Annotated in this window: 12 protein-coding genes; 8 read left to right on the top strand and 4 right to left on the bottom strand. The window is 66.6% G+C overall.

The genetic code is table 11. The features are described from left to right. Positions 1–63: 63 nt before the first annotated feature. Positions 64–1284, bottom strand: a complete 1221-nt coding sequence (locus J6525_RS00500) for a winged helix-turn-helix domain-containing protein (protein ID WP_225641193.1) — start codon at positions 1282–1284, stop codon at positions 64–66. Between the two features lie 92 nt (positions 1285–1376). Here J6525_RS00500 and J6525_RS00495 point away from each other — a divergent pair, with 92 nt between their 5' ends. Continuing rightward, positions 1377–1625: a hypothetical protein gene (locus tag J6525_RS00495; RefSeq protein ID WP_225159130.1), complete on the top strand. Its 249-nt coding sequence runs from the start codon at positions 1377–1379 to the stop codon at positions 1623–1625. A 5-nt stretch (positions 1626–1630) separates the two neighbouring features. Here the strand turns inward: J6525_RS00495 and J6525_RS00490 are convergent, their stop codons facing one another. Continuing rightward, positions 1631–2722, bottom strand: a complete 1092-nt coding sequence (locus J6525_RS00490) for an adenylate/guanylate cyclase domain-containing protein (protein WP_225641191.1) — start codon at positions 2720–2722, stop codon at positions 1631–1633. Positions 2723–2799: 77 nt separating this feature from the next. On the opposite strand from J6525_RS00490, the gene J6525_RS00485 reads away from it, so the two are divergent. Continuing rightward, positions 2800–3258, top strand: coding sequence for an SRPBCC family protein (locus J6525_RS00485; protein WP_057019819.1), 459 nt, complete (start codon positions 2800–2802; stop codon positions 3256–3258). 7 nt (positions 3259–3265) lie between these two features. Here J6525_RS00485 and J6525_RS00480 read toward each other — a convergent pair whose 3' ends face one another. Further along, on the bottom strand, positions 3266–3907 hold the full coding sequence (locus tag J6525_RS00480) for an HD domain-containing protein (protein ID WP_225641189.1): 642 nt from the start codon (positions 3905–3907) through the stop codon (positions 3266–3268). A gap of 205 nt (positions 3908–4112) precedes the next feature. Between J6525_RS00480 and J6525_RS00475 the strand changes: the two genes are divergently transcribed. Then, the gene (locus J6525_RS00475; protein ID WP_225641187.1) at positions 4113–5078 is read left to right on the top strand and encodes a GlxA family transcriptional regulator; all 966 of its coding nucleotides are present in this window, start codon (positions 4113–4115) and stop codon (positions 5076–5078) included. A gap of 90 nt (positions 5079–5168) precedes the next feature. Continuing rightward, complete coding sequence (locus tag J6525_RS00470; protein WP_018271230.1) at positions 5169–5735, top strand: hypothetical protein; 567 nt, start codon at positions 5169–5171, stop codon at positions 5733–5735. Between the two features lie 21 nt (positions 5736–5756). Here the strand turns inward: J6525_RS00470 and J6525_RS00465 are convergent, their stop codons facing one another. Beyond that, on the bottom strand, positions 5757–6110 hold the full coding sequence (locus J6525_RS00465) for an MmcQ/YjbR family DNA-binding protein (RefSeq protein WP_018271231.1): 354 nt from the start codon (positions 6108–6110) through the stop codon (positions 5757–5759). Positions 6111–6301: 191 nt separating this feature from the next. Here J6525_RS00465 and J6525_RS00460 point away from each other — a divergent pair, with 191 nt between their 5' ends. The 4 genes from J6525_RS00460 (at position 6302) to hchA (ending at position 9400) form a co-directional block, all read left to right on the top strand. Continuing rightward, complete coding sequence (locus tag J6525_RS00460; protein ID WP_225641185.1) at positions 6302–6934, top strand: PadR family transcriptional regulator; 633 nt, start codon at positions 6302–6304, stop codon at positions 6932–6934. Between the two features lie 26 nt (positions 6935–6960). Further along, positions 6961–7605 carry an O-methyltransferase gene (locus J6525_RS00455; RefSeq protein ID WP_225641182.1) on the top strand — a complete coding sequence of 215 codons (645 nt, stop codon included), beginning with the start codon at positions 6961–6963 and terminating at the stop codon, positions 7603–7605. Between the two features lie 123 nt (positions 7606–7728). Beyond that, positions 7729–8424, top strand: coding sequence for a GNAT family N-acetyltransferase (locus tag J6525_RS00450; RefSeq protein ID WP_225641180.1), 696 nt, complete (start codon positions 7729–7731; stop codon positions 8422–8424). 100 nt (positions 8425–8524) lie between these two features. Then, the gene (gene hchA, locus J6525_RS00445; protein WP_225641178.1) at positions 8525–9400 is read left to right on the top strand and encodes a glyoxalase III HchA; all 876 of its coding nucleotides are present in this window, start codon (positions 8525–8527) and stop codon (positions 9398–9400) included. Positions 9401–9505 lie beyond the last annotated feature (105 nt).

The raw sequence follows: 9505 nt of genomic DNA, 5'->3' as shown, positions 1-9505 counted from the left end.
TGCGTTTTCTTCACGCGAACCGGCATCCGCTTCGCTCGAAAACGCTTCAAGTGCGCCCCAATGCTAGCCGTTCGGCAGCGGGGCAGGGAGTAACAACGTCGTCGTGAATCCCGGTACCGGCGGCGTCATCCAGCGCCGGGCGCGGGCACGGCCGACCGACTGCACCTTACCGGTGGCGGCCAGCACGTCGAGCGCGCGCTGCACGGTGCGCTGGCTCGCCCCCAGCGCGACCGACAGCGCCGAGCTCGACCAGGCCTCGCCGTCGGCGAGAAAAGCCAGCACCGCGGCATGCTCCTCCTCGACCGGCAGCGCCAGCACGGTCACCTCGCGCCGGCCATGCGGCTGGAGCACAAAGCCGTCCGGCGTCGCGCTGAGATCGGCCAGCGGCCGCAGCGCCCGGCGCAGCCGTCCGATCTCGACCCGCAGCCGCGCCCGGTGTGATTCATCGGCGTGCTTGCCGCGAAACGCCCGCGCGATCAGCGTGCCGCGGGACACGTCCTGCGGCCACGCTTCGCCCAGCGCGCGGGCGAGCGCGAACAGCACCGGCCGTCGGGTCAGCGAGACCGTCGTGCCGATATCGCGCACGACATAGCGGCAGGCATCGACGACGAGCGCCTTCGACGCCATCAGGGCTTCGACCTCCTCGAGCAGCAGCGGCCGCTCGCTGCCGCATGCGATCAGTCGCGCCGCGGGCGTGGCCAGCAGGCGCGCGGTGCTTTCGACCTCAGCCGCGAGCTCGGCGATGCCGGCGCGGCGCGCTGCTTCCCTTGCGCGGGCCAGCGCTTCGCGTGCCGGCTTGGTCCGCAACCGCCGTATCGCGATTCCGGCGACGACCAGTTCATGGCCGACCCGCAGCGCCGGCGGGAACGGCGCCGGGTCGAGGCCGTCAAGCATGCGCTCTGCCGCATCAAGGCTCCCGATCAGCAGCAGGCGGCGGATTTCGAGATAGCCGGCATGGGCCGCATTGAGTGCATCGCCTCGTGCTGCGAGCGTTGCGCGCGCCACGGCGAGGCTCTTCCCGGGAAAGGAAAGGTCGCGCGACACCAGCGCGATCTCGGCCTCCGCCACCACGCAGCGCGCCCGCGCGACCGCTTCGCGCGGGCCGAAGGCGCGGCCGGCGCGCCGCAACAGCTCCTTGGCGCGGGCGAAATCGCCGAGCCGGGCCATCGCGATGCCGCGCAGCGCCAGCGCCGGCGCATCGTCGCGCAGGGCCACCCGTTTCAGTGCGCCGAGGGGATCACCCGCCGCGAGCGCGCGCGCCGCAGCCGTTATCAGCGAGTCCATTCGAATCCCGACACACTTGTCACTCTCACCCTCCGAGGCCCGGTCCTAACCTAGCACATGACGACATGGATCATCTCCAGAGAGATCGAACGATGACCGGTTTCGAAACACGAGAAGATTGGGTGAGGGGGCGGCTCAGCGGACGCGGGCCCATCGTGGCGCGCTTTCTGTCGCTGGCGGCGGCGCCGACCTTCGCCGTGATGGCGCTGATTGCCGCGATGGCGCCGGCCGACATGATCTGCGGCGCGATGCAGGGGCCGCTGTCATTGCAGGGCATGGTCCCGATGTACGCGCTGATGAGCGCATTTCATCTGGCGCCATGGCTGCGCCTGTTCAGATGACTGGCTCAGCCCTCCGGCAAAGTGAAGACCGCGCACGGCCGCGCGATACCGCGCAGTTCATGACTGCCGAGCGCGACCAGCGGCGTCTCGGTCTCGGCGGCGAGGGCGCCCGAAACCAGCACGGTCTGCTCCAGCGGCTTGCACAGCCCTTCGAGCCGACTCACCAGATTGACCGCGGCACCGATCGCGGTGAAGTCGAGGCGGTCGGCGGCGCCGATATTGCCCCAGTGCACCTCGCCGAGAAGCAGCGCCGCGCCGAATGGCAACGGCGGCAAACCCTGCTTGCGCCGCTCTGCATCGAGATGCGCCATGCCGACGCGCGCCGCCGACACCGCGCGCAGTGCCGCCTCGGATGCGCTGCGCGCGGTGGTCGTGACCGGAAAGATCGCCAGCAGGCCGTCGCCGATGAATTTCAGCACCTCGCCGCCGAAGGCGTGGATGGCGCCCGCAATGCGGTCGAACCAGGCATCGAGCGCCGCAATCACCTCGGCAGGCGGATGGCTTTCCGACAGGGCGGTGAAGCCGCGGAGGTCGGCGAACAGCAGTGCGGCCCGGATGGTTTCGCCGGTATTGCGCCGCAATGGCGATGCCAGCACGCGCGCCGCGCTGCGCCGGCCGAGATAGGCCTCCAGCGCCGCCGTCAGTGTCGCGCGCGCCGCGAGCGCGGCGAGCGGCGCGGCCATGAACCGCGCCGCCTCGCGCAATTGGTCCGCCTCGGCAGGTATGAAGGCGCGTGTCCCGATCCAGCCGAGGGTCGGGCCATCCGGCCGCGTTCCGATCGTGCCCTCATGGATCGGGCCGGGCGCGAGAGTTCCGAGCCAGCGCCGGCCGGCGTCGCCGGATCCCACCATATCGGGCATCGCAAAAGGTTGTTCCGGCGCGAATCCGAGCGCTTCGATGACCTCGCCATTGTCGGCACGCCACAGCCAGGTTCGTCTTGCAATCAGGGGGTGCGGAACCTCGAGCGTCAGAGCACCGCCGGCAAGCGGCAGGCCATCCGTGATAAGATGGCTACCTAGGTCTGCCAACAACCGGTTAGCGCCCGCGGTCTCGGCGGCGGCGTCGACCAGCCAGCTCAACGTCGAGGACAATTGCATCACACCATCATGGGGTTGACGCACCACTCTTGTCACGAATTATCCCTGAGCACCGACTGTCAATGGAGCATGGATCGATGACTGAAGCCTTCATCGTTCAACGCGAGATCCAGATCGCAGCCCCGGCTGCAACCGTGTTCGCCTTTCTGACCGATCCGCAGAAGATCGTGAGCTGGATGGGGCTCGAAGCCGCGACCGAGACGCATCCCGGGGGCCTCTACTTCCTCAAGGGGCTCGGCAGCGATCGCAGCCGCGCCGCGCGCGGTGCGTTCCGCGAGGTCGTGCCGGTGCATCGTCTGGCCTACAGCTTCGGCTGGGAGGGCAGCGAGGAAGTGCCGCCGGGATCGAGCCTGATCGAGATCGACCTGATGGAGCAGGACAACGGCACGCTGCTCCGCATGACCCATAGCGGCCTGCCGAACGCCGCGCAGTGCGAGAGCCACGACAAGGGTTGGGCGCATTACATGGGCCGGCTCTCCCACGCGGCCGCCGGTCGGGATCCCGGCCCTGACCACGGTCCCGCCAACCGCCATTGACGTCGCGTCATGTCGGCCATTTCGAGCCGAGGATGATCGAGCAGAAGTTCATCCTGGTATAGTTCATGTCCTTCAGCGCCAGCACGTCGGCCTTGACGTTGCCGAAGGTCGTCAGCGGCTTCCTGATGGTGCCGGCGGCGAAATGATCGATGATGTTCTCCTTGAAGTTCGCCTCGCGCGGATGGTGCGCGCAGACATGGTCGCGGTGCTCGTGCGAGAAATCGTCGTAGGCGATGCCGAGCACGTCCATCTCGACGCCGGCGGTGACCAGCGCAATGGTCGGACGCATATGCTCGGGGACGCCAGGCGTGGTGTGCAGGGCGATTGAGGTCCAGACATCCTCGATGTCGCGCTCCGGAATGCCATAGCCCTTGAGAAAGTCGCGCGCGGCGTTGGCGCCGTCGACCTCGAAGCGCAGATCGGGGCTCGCGTGAGCAGCGGTGAGGCCCATGTCGTGAAACATGGCGCCGATATAGAGCAGTTCGGGATCGAATTTCAGCTTGCGGCGGTTGCCGGTCAGCGCGCCCCAGAAGAACACGCGGCGGCTGTGATTGTAGAGCAGGTCGTCCTCGGTATCGCGCACCAGCTGCGTGGCGGCGCGGGCCATCGCGCTGTCGGGTACGCGGATGCCGGCGATGATCTCGGTCATTTCAAGACGCTCCTCGATGTGGCAAGACGATGCCGTGGCGTGCGAACACGCGAGCCCGACGCTCGTCTCTGCGGTGTGTGCGGATCGCCGGGTGGCGCGATCCGTGGTGCGTTTGTCGCCCGCTTTGGCCTGATCCCGCAACGATCGCGCGCCGCCGGATCGGGCCAACCAGACGTCGTTTCGCGCCAGCGGGCAGGGAGAAGGCATGGCGGTTCAGAGAGTCGCGATCGCGATTCACGAAGGGGTGCAGGCGCTCGATGTCGCGGGTCCCGTCGACGTGTTCGCAGAAACGAACGGCTTTGTGCCCGCGGGGAATGGCTATGAGACGGTGCTGGTTGGCGCCGGCTGCGAACCGCTGCGCGCGTCGAACGGCATGAAGATATCGGCCGATCTCAGCTTCGCCGAGGCACAGGAGAGGTTCGATATCCTGCTGGTGGCGGGCGGGCCGGCATTGCCCGACGCCGCGCCGGATCCCGAACTGACACAGTGGCTGCGTGGGGCGCCCGCGCGCGCCGAGCTCTATGGTTCGATCTGCACCGGCGCCTTCGCGCTCGGCCATGCCGGGCTGCTCGACGGCCACAAGGTGACGACGCATTGGCAGAACGCGCAGCGGCTGGCGGCGCGCTTTCCCGCGGCCGAGGTGATCTTCGACCGCATCTACATTCGCGATGGACATCTGATGACCTCGGCCGGCGTGACCGCAGGGATCGATCTCGGGCTCGCGCTGGTCGCCGAGCGGCACGGGCCGCAGGTTGCTGTCGCGGTGGCCAAGCGCCTGGTCGTGGTGGCGCAGCGCCAGGGCGGGCAGTCGCAATTCAGTCCCTATCTCACCGCGCCGGTCGATGAGGATTCGCCGATTGCGCGCGCGCAGGCGCATGTCATGCAGCATGTCGGCGAGCGCCACACGCTGCAGTCGCTGGCGGAAGCCGTCGGCATGAGCGTGCGCAATTTCGGCCGCGCCTTTGCGCAGGAGACCGACATCACGCCGCACGAATTCGTCGAGCGGGCGCGGGTCGACGCCGCGCGCCGGCTGCTCGAGGGCTCAGACCGGCCGCTGAAGGCGGTTGCTTTCGACTGCGGCTTCGGCTCGGCCGACCGGATGCGGATCGTGTTCAGCGAGCGGCTCGGCGTGTCCCCCGCGCAGTACCGCGCGAGTTTTCGCAAACTGTGATGCGGTTCATCAACCGGAGGCTGTATCGCGGATAGGATCGACGTCGCCGACGCCGGATCCTGCCACACATCTTCTCCCGAGAGGCCGCCCATGGACGCGCTCACGCTCTTCATCATCCGTCATGCCGAGAAGCCGGGCGATTCCTGGCCGGGACCCGGTTTCACCGCGGATGGCGTCTCCGACACCGAGTCGCTTGTGCTCCGTGGGTGGGAGCGTGCGGGCGCGTGGACCGCGCTGTTCGGCACCGATCTCACCGGCGGTGACTATGCCAAGCCCGATGCAATCTATGCCGCGACACCGGGCACCACGGCCAATCAGCCGCCGTCGAGCCGTCCGGCCGAGACGATCTCGGCGCTTGCCGCACGGCGCGGCCTGACCCCGAACGAAAGCTTTGGCAAGGGCGATGAGCCGAGGCTGGTGCCTGCGGTGCTGGCGCTGAAGGGCGTCGTGCTGCTGTGCTGGGAGCACAAGGCGATCATCTCCGATATCCTTCCGCTGATCCCGGTCAGCAAGGGCACCCCGCCGACCAAATGGGAGGGCAGCCGGTTCGACGTCGTGCTGCGCTTCGACCGCGCCAAGGGCGACGACAAGTTCGCCTTCAAGGAGCTGTTTCCGAAATTGCTGTCGGGCGATTCCGACAAGCCGCTGGGTGGCTGAATAGCGTCGCAGCTTGGCCGATCAGTCGAGCCCGAGCGCCTTGCGCGACTTCCGCGTCAACTTTTCGACGATGAGCGCATGCGCCTGGTCGAGATAGGCCTTGAGCTCAGCGTCGGGCAGGGAGTCGTTCGCCATCAACTGCACCCATTTGGCGCGCGCGAGATACGGTGCCGGCCGCGCCAGGCCCTGCTCGATCAGCAGCTGATAGGCCATGTTCGAGGTCTTGAACATGAAGCCACCGGTGCTCTCGATGTAGCCGCCGGCCAGCGCGAACATCTTGCCGCCGACCTTGAACACCGACGTGCCTTCCCATTGCACCACTTTGGTGGCGGCGGGCAGGCGCAGGCAATGGGCTTCGAAGGTCTTGGGGCGCATGAGTCGCAGGGCTGGAAGGCGTTCAAAGCCATAGGCCAGCAGCATCGAGGTCGACAAGCCTCGGACTGGGCCGGCCAGCCCTCGGCCAGCACCAGCCGCCGCTTCGTCCCCGACGTCTCACGAAAACGTGGGTTGCCGTCGTTCCATCTGTAGATATATCGTAAGATATGTTTTCAGTAAGGAACGTACAAATGAGACGATCGATGTTTCGCGACCGGGACGACGACGGCTTCCGGTTTGGGTTTTTCGCCATGGGCCGGCACGGCAGGGGCGGCCACCGCTTTGGCCGCGGCGGTCATGGCTTCTTCGGGCGAGGCGGCGGCGGTGATTTTCCGGGATCGCGGCGGCTCTCGTCGCAGGACCTGCAACTGGTCATCCTAGCGCTGCTCGGCGAGCAGCCGGCGCACGGCTACGAGCTGATCAAGAGGATCGAGGAGCGGTCGGACGGCTTCTACAGCCCGAGCCCGGGCGTGATCTATCCGGCGCTGACATTCCTCGAGGAGATCGGCCATGCCAGCGTCACCCAGGACGCGGCGCGCAAGCTCTACAGCATCACCGAGCAGGGCAGGGCGTATCTCGGCGAGAACCGCACGACCGCGGATACCATTCTCGAGGCGCTGTCGCGGATCGGCCGCCGCATGGAGGAGGTGCGCGAAGCCTTCGCCGGCGTGAGCGATCTCGATGGCGAAGCGTCCGACGAGGTGCACCGCGCCCGTCACGCGCTGAAGAGTGCGCTGCGCCAGAAGCGCGGCTGCGATGCCGCCGAGGCGCGGCGGATCGCAAAGATTCTGGACCGCGCGGCCGCTGAGATCCTGCAGCAATGACGCCGTCGCAGCAAAGGAGACCTTTCATGTACAACGCCGAACCGCACAGCGCGATCCGTGATGCTCGCGTCACCGCCGTCATCGAGCGTCTGCAGGCCACCCGCCGGGCGCCCGTGCGCGGCAATCCGATGCAGAGCGGCAGCCGCGACCCGCACGACTATGCCGAGCAGGGATTCTCGATCCACCCGGAGCAGGGCGAGCTGATCTATCTGTTGTGCCGCGGCCTGCGCGCCCAGCGCGTCGCCGAGTTCGCGACCTCGGTCGGAATGTCGACGCTCTATTTCGCCGCCGCGATGCGCGACAATGGCGGCGGCACCGTGATCGGGTCGGAGATCGTTCCGGCCAAGGTCGCAGCGGCGAAGCGCAATCTTGCGGAGGCCGGCCTTGCCGACTACGCCGACATCCGCGAGGGCGATGCGCGCAAGACGCTGCGCGATCTCGGTGGTCCCGTTGACTTCATCCTGATCGACGGCTGGCCGGGCGACAAGGGGCCGACGCTGGCGCGCCAGGTGGTCGAGATCGTCGCGCCGCAGCTTCGCGTCGGCGGCTACGTCATGAACGACAATGCCGAGGCGGATTTCCTGGAGTTCGTGCGCGATCCCGACAACGGCTTCGTGTCGATCACGCTGCCGCTCAAGGGCGGCACCGAGCTCTGCCTGAAGGTGGCCTGACCCGGTGGACGGTATCGCTTGATCGCCGGCTGTCGTGATTGTGAGCCGCAACCACACCATGCCATGCTGGATTTTGCCGGCGCTTCTTGCTCTGTTCGAGGAAAATCAGGAGCGAAGCGCCGCATGTCCGAAGTCCCGCCCATTCATCCGCTCGATCGCCCGATCTGGAGCACGCTGACCACGAGACAACGCGAGCTGGCAGAAGGCGGCGCCGATGCAAGACGCTTTCCGCTCGCGATCGCACCCTTCGCCGACATGGTCGACATGTCGCCAAAGAGCTTTGCCGCGCTCGGTGCGCTGCTGTCGGGACCAGACATCGCGGTGCTGTTCACGCCTGATCCTGTCCCGGTGCCGCCGCAGTTCAAGGTGCTGCTGGCCGAGACCGGCGAGCAGATGATCGGCGTGCCCGCGGACCATTCTGCGCCCGGCGTCGAGATCGTCACGCTCGGCGCTACCGATGTTCCTGCGATGATGGCGTTGACGGAGCTGACAAAGCCCGGCCCGTTCAGTGTGCGGACGCATGAGCTCGGCAGCTTTCTCGGCATCCGCATCAATGGCGAACTGGTCGCGATGACCGGCGAACGGATGAAGCCGGGGAACTACACCGAGATGACCGCCGTCTGCGTGCATCCGGAGCATCGCGGCCGTGGCTACGCGCAGGCGCTGCTGTCGGCGGTCGCCCGCCAGATCGTGGCGCGCGGCGAAATTCCATTCCTGCACGTCTTCACCAGCAATGTCTCGGCGATCGCGCTCTATCGCCGCCAAGGCATGGAGATTCGCCGCCGCCTGCACATCACGGTGTTGCAGAAGCAGGGGTAGGGATGCGCGGCAAAGTGGGTTGAGGGAAATCCCTCATTCCTCATCGCGGATCTCGTGCTTACCTTTGCCGGATCGCAACACGATGAGAGAGGATATCTCGATGTCCGAGCAATCCCAGGACAAGCGTCCCGTACCCGATCCGGCGGAGAACAATGCTTACTTTCCGTCGCCTTACTCGCTTGGGCAATTCACCTCGGCCAAGTCGGATCTCTCCGGCGCAGACTATCCCAACGCCTACAGGGGCGGCCGCTGGAAAATTCTGATGATCGCCGCGGACGAGCGCTATCTGCTGTTGCAGAACGGCACGATGTTCTCGACCGGCAACCATCCCGTCGAGACCTTGTTGCCGATGTATCACCTCGACAAGGCGGGCTTCGAATTCGATATCGCGACCGTGTCGGGCAATCCGGTCAAATTCGAGCTCTGGGCGTTTCCGAAGGAGGACGACGCGGTCAAGAGCATCTACCAGAAATATCTCGCCAGGCTGAAGCAGCCGCTGAAGCTCTCCGACGTGATCGAAAAAAAACTCGGCAAGGATTCCGACTATATCGCGGTGTTCATTCCCGGCGGCCATGGTGCGCTGATCGGCTTGCCCGAAAGCACCGACGTGAAGGCCGCCCTGAAATGGGCGCTCGACAACGACAAGCACATCATCTCGCTTTGCCATGGCCCGGCAGCGCTGCTGGCGTCCGCGGTCGGCGAAGCCAAGGGCGACTATCCCTTCAAGGGCTACAAGATCTGCGCATTTCCCGACGCCATCGATCGGACCACGCCCGATATCGGCTACATGCCGGGCGCGCTGACCTGGGCGTTCGGCGAACAGTTGCAGGCGCTCGGGGTTGAGATCCTGAACAAGGACATCACCGGCAAGACCCATCAGGATCGCAAGCTGATCACCGGTGACAGCCCCTTCGCCGCCAATAATGTCGGCAAGGCAGCCGCAAAGGCTCTGCTCGATACGCTCGGCGGGCGCTGAGCGGGCGGCGGCTCAACCTGCGGGCGGGGTGAACCGCGCCCCGCCGCCGGTGGCGGGCCAATGTCGCGCGCCTTGCAGGCCGACCTCGCTTGAGGGAAAATCCTC

This window comes from Bradyrhizobium australafricanum, from assembly GCF_020329495.1.
Classification (GTDB): Bacteria; Pseudomonadota; Alphaproteobacteria; order Rhizobiales; family Xanthobacteraceae; genus Bradyrhizobium; species Bradyrhizobium australafricanum.
The sequence above is the reverse complement of the archived record's forward strand: the minus strand, read 5'-3'. Positions and strand labels throughout refer to the sequence as shown.